This window comes from Flavobacterium artemisiae, from assembly GCF_042678225.1.
Taxonomy (GTDB): domain Bacteria; phylum Bacteroidota; class Bacteroidia; order Flavobacteriales; family Flavobacteriaceae; genus Flavobacterium; species Flavobacterium artemisiae.
In genome coordinates, this window is the sequence record NZ_JBHUDZ010000001.1 from 104,101 (window position 1) to 121,634 (window position 17,534).

Sequence of the window (17,534 nt, forward strand, 5' to 3'; positions counted from 1 at the left end):
TTAAGATTTTATGAAGTTATTTAACTGAGCCAAATACCAAGCTGTATCATCGTACATAATAAAATGCATTCCTTTTTCGGCATATTGAAATTGAGCTGTTTTTAAGTTTTTATACTGCGATTCGATTGCTGGTTTTAAATTTATAAAATAAGATTCTAATAAAATTAATGACGGGCATTTTACCGAAGCAATTTTACTTCTCAAATCCGTATTATAAAAATCGCAGTACATTTCAGCAAACGTTTTTCGATCCGATTTTACACTCCAATCCACAACCATTTCTAGTTTTGATTGATCTGCCAAAAGTCTTGGCATCGTTTGTTTCTGCATATCATAAAATTGTTTTTCACTCATAGCCGTCATTTGTTGTACAGCTGGTGAGCAGTCATTGTTTTCTTTTGATTGAAATGAAGGATCTGAAAGTGCGGCCAAACACGGTAAAGCATCTACAACTACAATACTTTCTGCCAATTCTGGATAATCTGAAGCGATTGCAAGCGCAAGTCCACCGCCCATACTATGCCCTACAATAATTGGTTTTTCTATTTTTTTGTCTTTGATAAATGCCGCAATTCCGTTTTCCCAATTTTTAAATGAGGGATTCGCTTCTGGTTTTGTCCCTGCAAATCCGGCCATTGTCAAAGTGTAGCAAGTATATTTTTTTTCGAAATTGGCTTTGGTTTCCTTCCAAACTTCGCCGGAAGAAGCAAATCCCGGAATGAAAATTATTGATTTTTTTCCGTTTCCGGTTTTTACGACTTCAAACGGATATGATTTTGTTTGTCCGAAAACATTTAAACATAATGCTGAAAATAAGAATGCGATAACTAATATGATATACTTTTTCATTTTAATAGTTTTTAAGTTTATAAATAATCGGATCCATGCTTTGGATACGACAACTATTAAAATGTTACAACTGAAGTGAAAAATTCAATAAAAAAATCCAAATTCCAATCTTGGCGGGTGGTTTTAACCGCAAAGGGCGCAAAGGTTTACGCAAAGAACGCAAGTTTTATTGCCACAAAGGCGCTAGGTCGTAAAGTTTTTTGCCACGAATTGCACGAATTTAATTTGGGGAAATTAGTGTAATTCGTGGCAAAAAAATCAACACAAAAAAATCCCAAACTCCAATCTTGGTGGGCGTTTTTAATCGCAAAGGACGCAAGTTTTATTTGCCACGAATTTCACGAATTGCGCGAATTTAATTTGGGGAAATTAGTGTAATTCGTGGCAAAAAAATCAACACAAAAAAAATCCCAAACTCCAATCTTGGTGGGCATTTTTAACCGCAAAGGACGCAAGTTTTATTTGCTACGAATTTCACGAATTGCGCGAATTTAATTTGGGGAAATTAGTGTAATTCGTAGCAAAAAAATCAACACAAAAAAAATCCCAAACCCCAATCTTAAAATTGGAATTTGGAATTTTCTATATTGGAATTTAAAAATAATTAACCAACAAGGTTAATTATTTTTCCAGGAACGATAATCACTTTATTTGGCGTTTTTCCGTCTAATTGTTTTTGAGTTCTTTCGTCTTTCATTACGATTTCTTCGATTTGTTCTTTGGTTAAATCCAAAGGTAATTCGATTGTGAAACGCATTTTTCCGTTAAAAGAAACTGGATATTCTTTATTAGTTTCAACCAAATGTTTTTCTTCAAAAACTGGAAAAGGAACTTGCGAAATAGAAGTTGTATGTCCTAATTGTGACCATAATTCTTCAGCAATATGCGGTGCATAAGGCGAAACCAAAATCGCTAATGGTTCTAAAATCGCTCTTGAATGACAATTTTGAGAAGACAATTCATTCACACAAATCATAAACTGAGAAACCGAAGTATTGAAAGAGAAATTCTCGATATCTTCTGCTACTTTTTTGATTGTTTTATGTAACGATTTTAAATTGTCTTTTGTTGGTTCGTCGTTGTTTACGATTAAGCCATTCTCATCAAAATACAATCTCCATAATTTTTTCAAGAAACCAAAAACTCCTGAAATTCCAGCAGTATTCCAAGGTTTTGCCTGCTCTAATGGCCCTAAGAACATTTCGTATAAACGTAATGTATCAGCACCATATTCTGCACAAATATCATCTGGCGTTACTACATTGTATTTCGATTTTGACATTTTCTCAACTTCGCGATTACAAATGTACTTTTCTTCTTCGTTTAAAATAACTACGTCATTCAAATCTTCATATCTATTATCAGATCTAAATGCTTCAACATTTAATTCATCCGTAGTTCCTTTCAACAAACTTATATCGATATGTCTAGTAAGAACTGCCTCATTTGAAGAAATAATATCAAATGATCTTTCTGATTTTGCACCGTATTTCTTTTCTACCCAATTTTCTACTTCATTAGGTACAATTCCTGAAATTATTTGTTCATAAGACGCCTTAGAAATTAATAGTTTTTCAGGATATGGTAAATCTATTGCTATATTTCCTTTATTATATCCTTCTTTAGTTCTTGTTTTAAGTAAATAAACATAAACAAACGCGCTCATTCCCAAAATCATTCCCTGATTAATCAGTTTTTTGAATGGTTCTTCGGTTGGAGCAAAACCTTTATCTTTTAAGAATTTATTCCAAAAACGAGAGTACAATAAGTGACCTGTTGCGTGCTCACTTCCTCCAATGTATAAATCTACACTTTCCCAGTAAGCCAAAGCTTCTTTACTTGCAAATTCATTTTCATTATGTGCATCCATATAACGCATCCAATACCATGAACTTCCTGCCCATCCTGGCATGGTGTTTAATTCTAAAGGAAAAATTGAAACATTGTCAACTAAATCAGTAGCAACAACTTTGTTTTGTTTTGTGTCCCAAGCCCAAACTGCAGCGTTTCCTAATGGAGGCAATCCGTCTTCAGTTGGTAAATATTTCTCTACTTCTGGCAAAATAATTGGCAAATGCTGAGAATCGATCATTTTAGGCAATCCGTTTACATAATAAACTGGGAAAGGCTCACCCCAATAACGCTGGCGAGAGAAAACAGCATCACGCAAACGGTAATTGGTTTTTCCAGTTCCCTGACCAATTTCTTCTAATTTAGCAATTGCTTTTTTAGTACCCTCTTTATAATTTAATCCGTTTAAGAAATCAGAATTTGCGATTTCAACGTTGTCTTTAGATCCGTAAGCAGTTTCAGAAATATCAACATTGGCGAAGATATTTTTTATTTCCTGCATTCCGTTTTGACCTTTAAAGAAATTAGCAAAAGCATAATCTCTTTCGTCTCCGCAAGGAACCGCCATAACTGCTCCTGTTCCGTAACCTGCCAAAACATAATCTCCAATCCAAACCGGAATTGGTTCTTTTGTAAATGGATGTTCCGCATAAGCTCCTGTAAAAACTCCAGAAATTGTTTTTACATCGGCCATACGCTCACGCTCAGAACGTTTAGAAGTTTTTTCGATATAAGCTTCAACAGCTTCTTTTTGTTCTGAAGTTGTAATTTTAGCAACCAAATCGTGTTCTGGCGCCAAAGTCATAAAAGTAACTCCAAAAATAGTATCAGGTCTAGTTGTAAATACATCAATTACCTCATCTTGATTTTTCACTTTAAAAGTAACCATTGCTCCAACTGATTTCCCGATCCAGTTTCTTTGCGATTCTTTGATCGATTCGCTCCAGTCAATATCATTTAAACCGTCAAGCAAACGTTCCGCATAAGCAGAAATTCGCATGCTCCATTGTGTCATTTTTTTACGGATAACAGGAAATCCTCCACGCTCCGAAACTCCGTTTACGATTTCGTCATTTGCCAAAACTGTTCCTAATCCTGGACACCAGTTTACTTCTGTTTCTGCCAAATAAGTCAATCTGTATTGCAACAAGATTTTTTCTTTTTGTTCTTCAGAATAAGAATTCCATTCGTCAGCAGTAAAAATGGCAACGTTATCGTCGCACACTGCTTCAACTAAAGCATTTCCGCTTTCTTCAAAAACAGTTACCAACTCAGAAATATCAAAAGCTTGGCCTTGTTTTCTGCAATACCAAGAATTGAACAACTGGATAAAAATCCATTGTGTATGTTTGTAATAGTCAGGATTTGACGTACGCACTTCACGCGCCCAGTCAAATGAGAATCCAATTTTATCTAATTGTTTTCTGTATCCGGCAATTTGTTTTCCTTCTTTATCTACTCCACCGTCAATATTTACACGTGTTGTATCTTCTGGACGCTGCCCTGTCTGAATTGCATATTGTTCTGCTGGCAATCCGAAACTATCGTATCCCATCGGATGTAAAACATTGAATCCTTGATGTCTTTTGAAACGAGAATAAACATCTGAAGCAATATAACCCAGCGGATGCCCAACGTGTAATCCTGCTCCTGACGGATAAGGAAACATGTCGAGAACATAATGCTTCGGTTTTTCAGAATTGTTTTTAGCAGCAAAAGTTTGATTTTCTGCCCAATACTTCTGCCATTTGGCGTCTATTTCGTTTGGATTGTATTTCATCTTAAAGGTTCAAAGTTGCAAAGTGACAAAGCTTCTAAGGTTTTCTCACTTTATGAATTATGGCGCAAATTTACATTTATTGCGCATTGTAGCAAAGCTATTTCATTGACAAACAAATAAAATAACAAATTACGTATTTAAATTTAAGTAAAAATACGTATCATTGCATTGTTATAATACTTATTTGTTCAGAAATAAATGGCAAAAACCAAGAAATACAATATCGAAATCCGTGTTTGGGTTGAAGAGACAACTGAAGGCCCATTTATTGGAATTGGAAAAATGTGGCTTCTAGAAAATATCAAGAAAACCGGATCGATTACCAATGCAGCTAAAGAAATGAAAATGGCGTATCGACAAGCGTGGCAATTGGTTGAAGAAATGAACCAGCGGGCAGAATCTCCGCTTGTAGAAAAACTTCTGGGCGGAAAAGGCGGCGGCGGTGCGCGATTGACCGAAGCTGGAGAAAGAGCTATTGTCGTTTTCAACGAACTTCATAAACGAATTAAAGAATTTGCTCAGAAGGAAACTGAAAATTTGAAGTTTTAAAAAATAAATCCGTTTAAACTGCGAGGGAAAATTAAACACATAGAAACATAGATTTTTCTTTTCTTAATGAGATTAAACAAAAAATGACTCGTCATTTAACACATAGCTATGTGTTGGAAACCAGTTTCTTTTTAATTACTTTTTTAAGTAAGAAAAACCTATGTTTCTATGTGTTAAAAAAAAATAATCTAATTAATTTAAAAAAAAAACTAACAACCAAAAACCATTTTTCAAACCCATCAGTATTCATTTTGAAACATACTGAAATCAAACCAAAACCATGAACCAAAAACTCTATTTATTAATTCTATTTTTAAGTCTAAAAAGCTTTTCTCAAAACGAAAATAAAAAACCACAAGACAGTATTAAAAAAGAAGAACTCAACGAAATTGTCATAACAGCATCGCGTCGTTCTGAGAATTTAATGCGTTCTCCAATAACTATCGAGCAATTAAAATCGGCGGAAGCCAAAAAAATGGGTTCGCCAAGTATTTATGAAGCTTTAGAAAATGTAAAAGGCGTTCAGATTATTACGCCGAGTTTGGGTTTTAAAGTCATTAATACGAGAGGTTTTGCCAATTCGACCAACGTTCGTTTTGCGCAATTGGTTGACGGAATTGATAATCAGGCACCGCATTTGGGTGCTCCAATTGCAAATGCTTTGGGTGCAAATGATTTGGATATTGACAAAATCGAAATTATTCCGGGAACGGCTGCTGCTTTGTATGGAATGAACGCGATTAACGGTCTGGCAAATATTCAAACCAAAAATCCATTTGAATATGAAGGCATTAGTGTTCAACAATTAACGGGTGTAAATCATGTCGGGAATGTGGATCGGTTTTCACCAAAAGTGTATTCGCAGTTTAACCTTAGATTGGCTAAAGCTTTTAATGAAAAATGGGCTTTCAAAATAAATGCCTCCACAACAGGCGGAACAGATTGGTTTGCCGATGATCGAACCGATTTAGCGCCAAATGCCAATGCTTCGACCAATTTATTTGGAGCTGATAATCCGGCTTATGATGAAGTAAATGGTTATGGAAATGAATCGGCAAATCGAAAAACCTTAAATCTAAACGGAAAAAATTATGTAGTGGCCCGAACAGGTTATCGCGAAACAGATATTTCTGATTACGACATCCAAAATTATAAAGCTGATGTTGGACTTTATTTTCGTCCAAAAGCAGGGCACGAACTTTCTGTAACTTATAAAACGGTTTTAATCAATACGATTTATCAGCGTTCGAACCGATTTAGATTGGATGATTATACTTTAAATCAGTTTTCGGCCGATTATCATACACCCATTTTTCAGGTAAAAGCGTATGCTACAACCGAAAATACTGGAAACTCCTATAATTTACGTTCGCTTGCCGAAAATATGGATCGTGCTTTTAAATCAGACGATAAATGGTTTGCGGATTATTCTACAGCTTATAAAAATGCTGTAACAAACGGTTCTGCTGTTGCGGACGCGCACAAAATTGCGCGTATGCTTTCTGATCAAGGACGTTTTGAACCAGGAACTGAGGCATACGAAAACAAGAAAAACGAATTAGTCGATATCAATAATTGGGACATCGGCGCAGCCTTGCGCGTAAAATCTACTTTGGTTCATGGCGAAGGTTTGATTAATTGGGACAAAGCTTTTGTTTCTTTCTTCGAAAAAATTGATGCTAAATTGTTGAGCGGTGTCGATTATAGAAACTATATTATTGTTCCTGATGGAAATTATTTCATCAACCCAAAAAATGACGGCGGAAATTTAACGTATCAAAAATTCGGAGGTTTTACGCAATTGACAAAAGATTTATTCGAATCAAAATTACGTTTGGGAGCGACTTTAAGAATTGACAAAGCAGATTATTTTGAAGCTAAATTTACACCGCAGTTTACAGCAGTTTATTCGCCAAAACAAAGTTTGAGTTTTAGAGCGTCCTATCAAAATGGTTATCGTTTCCCAAGTATTTTCGAAGGATTTTCGAACGTGAATTCGGGTGGTGTAAAACGTGTCGGCGGTTTACGAATTATGTCTGACGGCATTTTTGAGAATTCATATACAAAAGCTTCGATTGATAAATTTCAATCTCAAGTAAACAGCGACGTAAATACGGCAGGTTTGACTCAGGCACAAGCCATCGAAAAAAATAAAAGTACGCTTCAAAAAAATCCATATACTTATTTGAAACCAGAATTCGTGAATTCGTTTGAAATTGGTTTTAGAGGAATTGCATTAGAAAACAATCTTTTTATCGATGCCGATTTTTATTACAACTCTTATAAAAATTTTATTGCTCAGGTTGAAGCGAGTATTCCGAATACAACAGACCCTAATTTAATTCCGACCTCTTTATATTCTCGAACAACTCAAAGTCGTTACCGTTTATGGACGAATTCTAAAAGTAAAATCTACAATTACGGTGGAAGTTTAGGTTTAAAATACCGAATTGATAACACTTTTACAGCTTTAACAAATCTGACCTACACGAAACTAGACAGAACTGATGACAAAGATGGATTGGAAGACGGTTTTAATACTCCCGAATTTAACGTTAACGGAACTTTGATCGCTCAAAATATCTGGAAAAATCTTGGTGCAAGCATTACGGCACGTTATCAAAACAACTTTGATTATGTTTCATTTTTAGTAAGCGGAACGGTTCCAGCTTATTGGTCGATGGATGCGCAGGTTAATTATTATTTCAAAAAATCAGGAATAACAACCAAACTTGGCGGTACTAATATTTTGAATAAAGCTTATACATCAATTCTCGGCGGGCCATCAATCGGCGGCTTATATTATCTCTCGCTGGTTTGGGAAACGGGTAAAATTTAAAAAAATAATTAACCAAATAATCTATTTTCAATCAGCAGTATTCATTTTAAAACATACTGCAAAAACCATTTTTATGAAACCAAAATTATTAGTCTTTCTGCTCTTTCCACTGATCGGATTTTCACAGCAAAACAATTCAAAACCAGCAGATTCTTCAAAAATTTCAAACGTCTTTAATCTTGGAGAAGTTATTATTACCAATCATCAAGACAAAGACACTTTAAACCGAATAACTTCAAAAACAATGGAATCTCAAAACAAAATGGAGGTTTCAAAAGCTTTAAATATGCTGCCAGGAGTTAGCTTGACTGCTTCTGGGCCAAGAAACGAATCGATGGTTTCTGTTCGCGGTTTCGATTTAAGACAAGTTCCGGTTTATATGGACGGAATTCCGGTTTATGTTCCGTATGACGGTTATGTTGATCTGGCAAGATTTACCACTTTTGATTTAGCTGCAGTTGATGTTTCAAAAGGATTTTCATCTGTACTTTATGGCCCAAATTCGCTTGGAGGCGCGATCAATCTAGTTTCTAGAAAACCTTCTAAAAAACTGGAATATGATGGTTCTTTAGGAATGATTAATGAAAACGGTTATAGAGGAAATGTAAATATTGGTTCGAACTTAGGGAAATTCTATTTTCAAGGCGGATTTTCTTATTTAGACAGAAATTCTACGAGAATGTCTTCAAATTTTATTCCGACAGCAAATGAAAACGGTGGACAAAGAGATAATTCGTATCGAACAGACCAAAAAATCAGTTTTAAAATTGGATGGACGCCGACTGAAAAAAGCGAATACGCAATTGGTTACATCAATCAGCAGGGCGAAAAAGGCACTCCTGTTTATACGGGTTATGATACGCAAAATTCGCTTTTACTAAAACCACGTTTCTGGCAATGGCCAAATTGGGATAAAGAGAGTTTTTACTTTATTTCGAATTCTGCTTTTGATGATAAAAACAGTTTCAAAACAAGATTATATTTTGATCGATTCAAAAATACTCTAGACAGTTACGACGATGCGAATTATTCGACTCAAACAAAACCGTATGCATTCGAAAGCATTTACAACGATTACACTTTTGGAGGAAACTTGGAATACAACACTAAAATAATTCCAAAAAACGATTTAAAAATTGCTTTTCATTTTAAAGAAGATGTGCATCGTGAAAACAATCTTGGCGAGCCGGTTCGTCATTTCATAGACAATACCGTTTTAATTGGTATTGAAGATATTTATAAAGTCACTTCAAAGTTTACTGTAATTCCGGGTATTAGTTATAATATTCGAAAAAACAATGAAGCCGAAGATTATAACAGTACCACAAAAGTAATTTCAGATTTTCCAAATGCCGGCGCAAGTGATGCTTTTAATGCACAGATTGGGTTTTTCTATCAATTAAACAACGAAAATAAATTAGGCGCGACCGTTTCTCAGAAAACCAGATTTGCGACTATAAAAGACCGTTACTCTTATAGAATGGGAACAGCGATTCCGAATCCGGATTTAAAACCTGAAAAAGCTATTAATTACGAATTGAATTATACGGCAAATCTTTTTGAGAAAATCACTTTTCAAACAGCACTTTTCTACAGTTCGCTTTCAGATGCGATCTTAAGCGTAAGCAATGTTGAACCTGGAAAATCGCAAATGCAGAATTTTGGTGAAGCTGATTATAAAGGAATTGAAGCACAATTGAATTATGTCGTTTTAGAAAACCTATCGTTGAATTTGAATTATACTTATATCGAAAGAAAAAACATCACCAATCCCAATATTCATTTTACAGATGTTCCGAACACGAAAGTTATGGGAACTTTAGAATATAATCCGATAAAAATTCTTCGATTGATTGCCAATGCAGAATTTAATTCGCCTCGTTTCAGCACAAGTTATGGCGCTCGAGTTCCAGATTATACACTTCTGAATTTATATGCTTCTGGCAAAATCTCTAAAAATTTCAGTCTTGATGCTGGTTTAAACAATATTTTTGATAGAAATTACAGTCTTGTCGAAGGTTATCCAGAAGAAGGACGCAATTTTTTTGTAACGCTTCGTTTTTTCAATTTCAACTAATTCAAAATTATATTTTATATGAAAACACAAAATTATATCCTCGTTTTACTAATTGCATTTTCGTGCGCAATGTGCAATTCTTCTAAAAGAGATGAAAAAGAAACCACCGTAGAAAAAACGGCAATTACTGATAATGACAAACATCCAGTTCTTACTCCAGAAGACAGTTTAAAAATGGTAAATCATTCCATCGAAGTAAAAGGCGATGTTGAACATCCGTTAACTTTAACTGTCGATTCTTTAAAAAAGATGAAAGTGGCCATACTTGATGATTTTAAAGTAGTCTGCCAAAGCGGAGAAGTAAAAAAAGACAATAAAGTCTGCAAAGGTGTTCTTTTGAAAGATATTTTAGAAAAAGCCAAAATCAAACAAAACGGCCATAAAGACCGAAACTTTTACATCGTGGCAAGAGCTTCAGACGATTATAAAGCAACTTTTTCTTGGGCAGAACTTTTCAATAATCCAACAGGAGAAAATGCTTATATTCTTTTTGAAGAAAATGGAAAACCAGTTAAAAACGGCGATATGATTGCGATTTGCAAAAATGACATTAAAACGGGACCGCGACATGTTTATTGGTTAAAAAGTATCGAAGTATACAAAGTAAAATAAGATTCTGAGACACTTAGATTCTAAGCTGCTAAGTTTTTTTGCCACAGATTAAAGGATTTACACAGATTTTAAAAAATCATTTTTAATCCTTTAATCTGTGGCTATTCTTTTTTACGTGCAAACTTTGCGGTTAAATAAGAACTTTTATTCCATAACGAATCGTATATTTATAATATAAAAGTTTGTTAATAACTTTAAATAAAGAAATTCTTTATTATTTTTACCACATAATTTAAGCATCCTATGAGTTCTAACTTTGATAAATTTCAAAAGCGCAGGTTAATTTCCTCTTATTTTTCGGTAGTTTTAAGTGTATTCTTGGTATTATTCCTATTGGGAGTACTGGGGTTATTCATTATTAATTCTAAAAAATTAGCGGATGATTTTAAAGAAAAAATCGCGATGACGGTTTTCTTCAAAAACGAAGCTAATGATAGTATTATTAAAGCTTTTGACACCGAATTAAAAAGAGCGCCTTTTGCATTATCTTCTGTTTATGTTTCTAAAGAAAAAGCAGCTAAGGAACATACAGATATTATCGGCGAGGATTTCTTAACGTTCTTGGGAGAAAATCCGTTATTAAACTCATACGACATTCACTTAAAAGCTGATTATGTCGAAAGAGACAGTATTGTTAAGATCGAAAACAACTTTCGTAAAAATGCTATGATTTCAGACATTGTTTATGACAAACAATTGGTAAATCTAGTAAATGACAACATTAGAAAAGTAAGTATGTGGATTTTGATTATCAGCGGTTTCCTTACTGTAATTGCGGTTTTATTAATCAATAGTTCACTTCGTTTATCTATACATTCAAATCGTTTTATCATCAAAACCATGCAGATGGTTGGCGCTACAAAAGCTTTTATTCGTAAACCTTTTGTAATGCGAAGTGTAAAACTAGGAATGCTGGGTGCTGGATTGGCAATTATCGCTTTAATCGCTCTTTTAATTTATGTAGAAACCAATTTCCCAGGTTTAGGAATTCTTGAAGACAAAGTTTTAATTGCTTTAGTTTTACTTGCTGTTTTTGGATTAGGTGTTTTAATTACTTGGATAAGCACGCATTTTGCAACACAGCGTTTCTTGAACTTAAGAACCGACGATCTTTACTAATTTTAGATTTTAGACTGTAGATTTTAGATTAAAAATGCCTTCGACTTTGCTCAGGCCACAAAAAAATAAAAATGAAAAACAATTATAAAGAAGAGCAGCAACAACCAGTAAAACAAGAATTTCTTTTTGACGATATCAATTATAAAATTCTTTTGATCGGAATTGCTGTTATCGCAATCGGATTCATTCTAATGGCCGGCGGAGGAAGTAAAGATCCTAATGTTTATAACGAGGCTATTTTTAACTTCAGAAGAATTCGTCTGGCACCAACAACTGTTTTAATTGGTTTCGGAATCACGATTTATTCTATTTTCAAAAAATCAAAATAATAGGTTTATAGATTTTAGGCGACTAAGCAATGCGAAGTAAATAATCTAAAATCTAAAATTTAAAATCTAAAATTCTAAATGAATACTTTACAAGCAATTCTTATTGCAATTGTAGAAGGCTTAACAGAATATCTTCCTGTTTCTTCTACCGCACACATGATTTTTACAAGTTCTTTTTTTGGAATACAGGAAGATGATTTTGTAAAATTATTTCAGGTTTCCATTCAATTTGGAGCTATTTTGGCTGTTGTCGTTTTATATTGGAAAAAGTTTTTTGATTTTAGTAAAATCAATTTCTATGTAAAATTGGCTTGCGCAGTAATTCCAGCTTTAATTTTAGGAAAATTATTTGATGACAAAATAGATGCAATTCTCGGAAATCCTATTCCAATTGCGATTGTATTAATTCTTGGGGGAATCATTTTGCTTTTTATTGATAAGCAATTTAAAAACCCAACAATTATTCACGAAGAAGATATTACAATAAAAAAAGCTGTAACAATTGGTTTTTGGCAATGTCTGGCAATGATGCCTGGTACAAGTCGCTCTGCCGCTTCAATTATTGGAGGAATGCAACAAGGATTAGATAGACAAACTGCAGCTGAATTCTCTTTTTTTCTTGCTGTTCCAACAATGCTGGCTGTAACCACTTATTCTCTACTGCTAAAAACATATGAAGTTTCGCAGCTTAAAGGATATGAATTACTAACACAATCACCAGACAATCTTAAATTGTTTCTGATGGGAAATGTAATTGCCTTTGTAGTTGCCATTATAGCAATAAAATCTTTTATTGGTGTGATTAAAAAATACGGTTTTAAGCCTTGGGGATACTACAGAATTATTGCAGGAATGCTTTTATTGGCTTATTTTTCTTTAAACAAATAGATTAAATGACACCTGAAGAATATTTAAACGGACAAGTTTTATTGATTGACAAACCATTAAAATGGAGTTCGTTTCAAGCTGTCAATAAATTAAAATATCTTTTGATTAATAAAGTTGGACTTCCAAAAAAGTTCAAAATTGGTCATGCCGGAACTTTAGATCCTTTAGCAACGGGACTTTTATTAATCTGTACTGGAAAATTCACCAAAAGAATTTCAGAATTACAAGGTCAAGCCAAAGAATATACTGGAACTTTTTACATCGGTGCTACTACTCCATCTTACGATTTAGAAACCGAAATTGATCAAACTTTTCCAACCGATCATATCGATGAAGCTTTGATTCATGAAACGGTAAAACAATTTCTAGGTGAAATCGATCAAAAACCGCCTATTTTTTCTGCTATTAAAAAAGATGGTGTTCGTTTGTATGAACATGCACGCGCAGGCGAAAGCATCGAAATTGAAAGCAGAAAAACAACAATCCACGAATTTGAAATTACTCGAATTGCATTACCTGAAGTAGATTTTAGAGTGGTTTGCTCCAAAGGAACTTACATTCGTTCTTTAGCTTATGATTTTGGAAAAGCAATGAATTCTGGTTCGCATTTAACTGTTTTACGCCGAACTAAAATCGGCGATTATGATGTAAAAAATGCAATTGATATTACTTTGTTTGAAGAAAGTATGTCTTAATGATTGTTAACATCAATTGTTAATTCTTTCAATAATAGTACCTTAATACTTTCGCTTTTTTAAATATCTTCACATAAAATCTTTTTACCTGTTCGTAGCTGGCTGAATAATTATTCTTCTAAACAACAGCAGACTTGAAACCAATTTTATGAAATATTTTTTACTCGCGATTATTACATTTTTCTGTACTCAATTTACCGTTTTTGCCCAAGAAACGAAAAAAGACTTCACTTACATTCAATTTGATGTTACAGCTTCGATAACCGGAAATCAAGATTATAACAATTCTGACGATTACAACGGAGAGGGACGCCCTTGGCTTATGCCAGACGGTGTTGGCTCAAAATTAGGCTATGGCGTACATTACAAAGAATGGATAATGTTAGGAATTCACAGTGGATTGGATTGGAAATGGAATGAAAAATTGGTCGCAGTTCCTGTTTACTTAAATTTTGGTTTAAGTCCAGAAGTTGCCAATAATACCAGAATTACACTGCAGTTAGGATATGGAAAAGGTTTTGCTTTGGGACGCGGCAATTTGAGTGGTGTCTACAAAAAAGGCAGACTCGGAATCACTTCAGACGATAGGACTTTTTTTATAGAAATTTCTGATTATGACTTTAAACTTTATGATTACAAGAGTATAGGAAGTATAAGTTTTGGAGTTTCTTTGGTCACTTTTTAATTTTAGATGATTAAAAAAAAGCACATTATTAGAGTTAATAATGTGCCAGGCTTTTAAAAATAAGTAATACTATCTCATACTTATTTTAATTAATAGTGAGGCACACTTTTCCCTCCAAATAATAATGTAGAAAAGAAATCATAAAATCTTTCGAATAACTTTTTCATAATAGTGTATTTTTTAATTATTAAACATTAAATAGACACCAATAAAAAGAGTAAATCAGAAAGTTATAATAGATGTGGGATTATATTTACTAAGTTACAAAACTTGGAGCAATAAAAAAACACTTTAAGATAATTTTATTAACCAAATTATTTGTTTTCCAACAACTTAGCCAAAAACCCCAATAAATTAAAGCGTTTTCTTAAATTATAATCGGTTGTATTTTATATTTTCCATAATCTCGACCAGTTCTTCCTGAACCGAAACTCCTTTATCTGCTAAATACCACAACTGAAGATCTGTTTTTATTTTTTCGTCAATAACACCAAAATCTCTTTTATAATTTGTCATTAGTTCTGTCGCTCCTTTAGGTCTCGGTCCCCAATCGGCACGAACAATTCCGGCTTCTTTACAAATAACAATTATTTTAGGAATTGCTCTTCCGTTATTTGTCAAATATTGGCTCATTAGATCGTCATTTTCATCACGAAGCGCAATTCGTAAATCGATTTTTTTGTTTGAATTAAGTGCCATTTTATTTAAAATCGGAAGTATCTGTGCGGCATCACCACACCAGCCTTCAGAAAGCACTAGCCAGATATAATGATTATTCAATTTTTGAAGTTTATCAATAATTGGTTCCGAAATTTTTACGGTTTTCTCCAATCTGTTCATTCTGGCTTCATTCAGTTTAGAATAATTGGTCAGACTTTCAGACTGTTCGTTTCCTGTAGATTTTCCTTCAGACAATAAATCGGTCACTAATTTTCTGTATTCAATATAAGAGTGGCTATTGAATAACGCTTTGGCTACGATGCTTTTCATACTTGTTTTTTTTGGTATGATAAATTTAAGCAATTTTACAAACACAGGATAATGACTTTTGTCATAATTAAAGAGTATAAATCTTCAAGACAAAAATCATTAATCCCAATATTTTAAATTCTAGGTATCGCAGGTTACATCATCCCAATCGGCTTCACCATAATTTATAAGCCAGTTTAAAGCATAATGACGTTCGTAGACAACGCCTGGATGAACTTCCGTCATTTCTTCTCCATTTAATCGTGCATCTACACAAGCCCAGTCTAATCTATAATACAAATCGTTTATGGCTAATATTTCGTTTTTGCTTTTAGCATTAAAAACAGAATTGATAAAATCATTTGGATCTTTATCCGGGCCAACTGGATAGTCTTCTTCTGCAATATCATTTAAACTGCACAAAACATCTGGAAATCCTAAATCATCAATTTTATTGAGTGCAAACATCAAAACCCAAATACATTCACATTTCCAAGATTCGCTGCTTTTTTTCTGCTCTGTCGGATTCGCCAGAAAATCTTTTTCATTCGGCGTTACCACATCCCATAAATTATAGTTTTGCAAGTACTCCGTGGCTTCTTCACTTGAAATGGTATTAAAAGCAACTAAATTCGTCATCGCCAGAACACAAATACGTTCGGCTATTTCTCTTGGAGTTCTCAAAACAACATCCTCTTCTGCTTCTATAAAAGGCAGGTATTTATTGATTTTAATAGCTCGTTCTTGCAGAATTTTTTCGCTGTCAGTTTTCCATTTTTTCTGCTCCTCGGTTATTACTTCGGGTTGTTTATCGTAATAAATGCTGTTTATTTTTACTTCTAGATTTTCAACATCACAATCTCCATTATTATCCAAAAGCAAATCCAAATTTTGATCTAAAAAATGCTGTTGGTCTGCTTTACTGATAATTGTTTTGGGCTGTACAAAAAGGACCGCTTCAAAATCTTTTGCCAGTTTTTGGATCAGTTCTTTTAAATCTTTTGTCTCTCCTTTTTCCTGATTGATTGAAAACTCAGAATTTATGGTCTGGATCTTTTGCAGAAACAAAGACTTAATTTTTTCATTTTTTGAATGTAAGGAATCTACATATCCATACAAACCTCTAAGATTTCCCGTCAAAGCGCAATTATCAGTATCCGGAATTTGATAAGATGGTTCTTCTCGCTCGCGGTATTGTATTGTAAATCTACTTCCAGAACTCAACAAACCGCCTTTTACATCTACAGAGGCTGTTTGTGATCCAGCTTGATGACTGATTTCAACGCTCGCTTTTGGATAACTGCTTTTGAGTGTCTCCACAATTTTATCAAAACCAATTTGGTGTGAATAAAGTGTACAAATCATATTTTATTATTTTCAATTACTATTTTTAGGTTTATTTATTTCCGTTTATACGCAAGAGCACTTTTTAAATTAATTCTTACAAAAATAAAAAAACGTCATTCAAATATAGACAGAAATTATTTTTGCAAACATTATTTTTAAAAATGAGAATATGTCTATATTTGCACAAATTAACGCAACACACACATGAAATATAAAAGAATTCTTCTAAAACTTAGCGGCGAAGCGCTAATGGGTGATTTACAATACGGTATTGACCCGAAAAGATTAGCCGAATATGCAGATGAAATCAAACAGATTCATAGCAAAGGGGTAGAAATTGCGATTGTTATCGGAGGAGGAAATATATTTAGAGGGGTTGCAGGTGCAAGTGCAGGAATGGACAGAGTACAAGGCGATTATATGGGAATGCTTGCGACGGTAATTAACGGAATGGCATTACAAGGCGCTCTTGAAGACAAAGGCATGAAAACACGTCTGCAGACTGCTTTGAAAATGGAATCTATTGCGGAACCTTACATTAAAAGAAGAGCAGACCGTCATCTTGAAAAAGGCAGAATTGTAATTTTTGGTGCCGGAACAGGAAATCCATATTTTACAACTGATACTGCTGCAGTTTTGAGAGGTATCGAAATTAATGCTGATGTGATCTTAAAAGGAACACGTGTTGATGGAGTTTATGATTCTGATCCTGAAAAAAATGCTTCGGCTGTAAAATTTGATTTTATTTCGTTTGACGATGTAATCAAAAAAGGATTAAATGTAATGGATACTACTGCTTTTACTTTAAGCCAGGAAAATAAATTACCAATTGTAGTTTTTGACATGAACAAAATCGGAAACTTATTGAAAATCTGCGAAGGAGAAAATATCGGAACTGTAGTAAATATATAGATCGCTTAGATTATTAGAATTTTAGAAGCGTTA

General features: G+C 33.8%; 14 protein-coding genes. 10 read left to right on the plus strand and 4 right to left on the minus strand.

The features are described 5' to 3' along the window. Both ACFSC2_RS00450 and ACFSC2_RS00455 read right to left on the minus strand, forming a co-directional pair. Entirely contained in the window at positions 1-849 is an 849-nt protein-coding gene (locus ACFSC2_RS00450; protein ID WP_379817284.1) for an alpha/beta fold hydrolase, read from the minus strand. 604 nt (positions 850-1,453) lie between these two features. Next, positions 1,454-4,480, minus strand: coding sequence for a leucine--tRNA ligase (locus ACFSC2_RS00455; RefSeq protein WP_379817285.1), 3,027 nt, complete (start codon positions 4,478-4,480; stop codon positions 1,454-1,456). 198 nt (positions 4,481-4,678) lie between these two features. On the opposite strand from ACFSC2_RS00455, the gene ACFSC2_RS00460 reads away from it, so the two are divergent. The 9 genes from ACFSC2_RS00460 (at position 4,679) to ACFSC2_RS00500 (ending at position 14,273) form a co-directional block, all read left to right on the plus strand. Continuing rightward, positions 4,679-5,029 carry a winged helix-turn-helix domain-containing protein gene (locus tag ACFSC2_RS00460; RefSeq protein WP_379817286.1) on the plus strand — a complete coding sequence of 117 codons (351 nt, stop codon included), beginning with the start codon at positions 4,679-4,681 and terminating at the stop codon, positions 5,027-5,029. A gap of 280 nt (positions 5,030-5,309) precedes the next feature. Further along, positions 5,310-7,868 carry a TonB-dependent receptor gene (locus ACFSC2_RS00465; RefSeq protein WP_379817287.1) on the plus strand — a complete coding sequence of 853 codons (2,559 nt, stop codon included), beginning with the start codon at positions 5,310-5,312 and terminating at the stop codon, positions 7,866-7,868. A gap of 73 nt (positions 7,869-7,941) precedes the next feature. Then, positions 7,942-9,945 (plus strand): TonB-dependent receptor plug domain-containing protein, encoded by a 2,004-nt coding sequence (locus tag ACFSC2_RS00470; RefSeq protein ID WP_379817288.1) that lies wholly within the window; start codon positions 7,942-7,944, stop codon positions 9,943-9,945. 18 nt (positions 9,946-9,963) lie between these two features. After that, positions 9,964-10,557: a molybdopterin-dependent oxidoreductase gene (locus tag ACFSC2_RS00475; RefSeq protein WP_379817289.1), complete on the plus strand. Its 594-nt coding sequence runs from the start codon at positions 9,964-9,966 to the stop codon at positions 10,555-10,557. Positions 10,558-10,800: 243 nt separating this feature from the next. Continuing rightward, the gene (locus ACFSC2_RS00480) at positions 10,801-11,676 is read left to right on the plus strand and encodes a cell division protein FtsX (RefSeq protein WP_379817290.1); all 876 of its coding nucleotides are present in this window, start codon (positions 10,801-10,803) and stop codon (positions 11,674-11,676) included. 71 nt (positions 11,677-11,747) lie between these two features. Further along, positions 11,748-12,005, plus strand: a complete 258-nt coding sequence (locus tag ACFSC2_RS00485; protein ID WP_379817291.1) for a DUF3098 domain-containing protein — start codon at positions 11,748-11,750, stop codon at positions 12,003-12,005. Positions 12,006-12,083: 78 nt separating this feature from the next. Beyond that, entirely contained in the window at positions 12,084-12,893 is an 810-nt protein-coding gene (locus ACFSC2_RS00490) for an undecaprenyl-diphosphate phosphatase (protein ID WP_379817292.1), read from the plus strand. Between the two features lie 5 nt (positions 12,894-12,898). Further along, positions 12,899-13,588: a tRNA pseudouridine(55) synthase TruB gene (truB, locus tag ACFSC2_RS00495; RefSeq protein ID WP_379817293.1), complete on the plus strand. Its 690-nt coding sequence runs from the start codon at positions 12,899-12,901 to the stop codon at positions 13,586-13,588. Positions 13,589-13,736: 148 nt separating this feature from the next. Beyond that, positions 13,737-14,273 carry a hypothetical protein gene (locus tag ACFSC2_RS00500; RefSeq protein ID WP_379817294.1) on the plus strand — a complete coding sequence of 179 codons (537 nt, stop codon included), beginning with the start codon at positions 13,737-13,739 and terminating at the stop codon, positions 14,271-14,273. 372 nt (positions 14,274-14,645) lie between these two features. Here the strand turns inward: ACFSC2_RS00500 and ACFSC2_RS00505 are convergent, their stop codons facing one another. Next, the gene (locus ACFSC2_RS00505; RefSeq protein ID WP_379817295.1) at positions 14,646-15,263 is read right to left on the minus strand and encodes a thioredoxin family protein; all 618 of its coding nucleotides are present in this window, start codon (positions 15,261-15,263) and stop codon (positions 14,646-14,648) included. A 120-nt stretch (positions 15,264-15,383) separates the two neighbouring features. Next, complete coding sequence (locus ACFSC2_RS00510) at positions 15,384-16,607, minus strand: DUF4272 domain-containing protein (RefSeq protein WP_379817297.1); 1,224 nt, start codon at positions 16,605-16,607, stop codon at positions 15,384-15,386. Between the two features lie 186 nt (positions 16,608-16,793). On the opposite strand from ACFSC2_RS00510, the gene pyrH reads away from it, so the two are divergent. Then, the gene (pyrH, locus tag ACFSC2_RS00515; RefSeq protein WP_135222951.1) at positions 16,794-17,501 is read left to right on the plus strand and encodes a UMP kinase; all 708 of its coding nucleotides are present in this window, start codon (positions 16,794-16,796) and stop codon (positions 17,499-17,501) included. Positions 17,502-17,534: the final 33 nt, after the last annotated feature.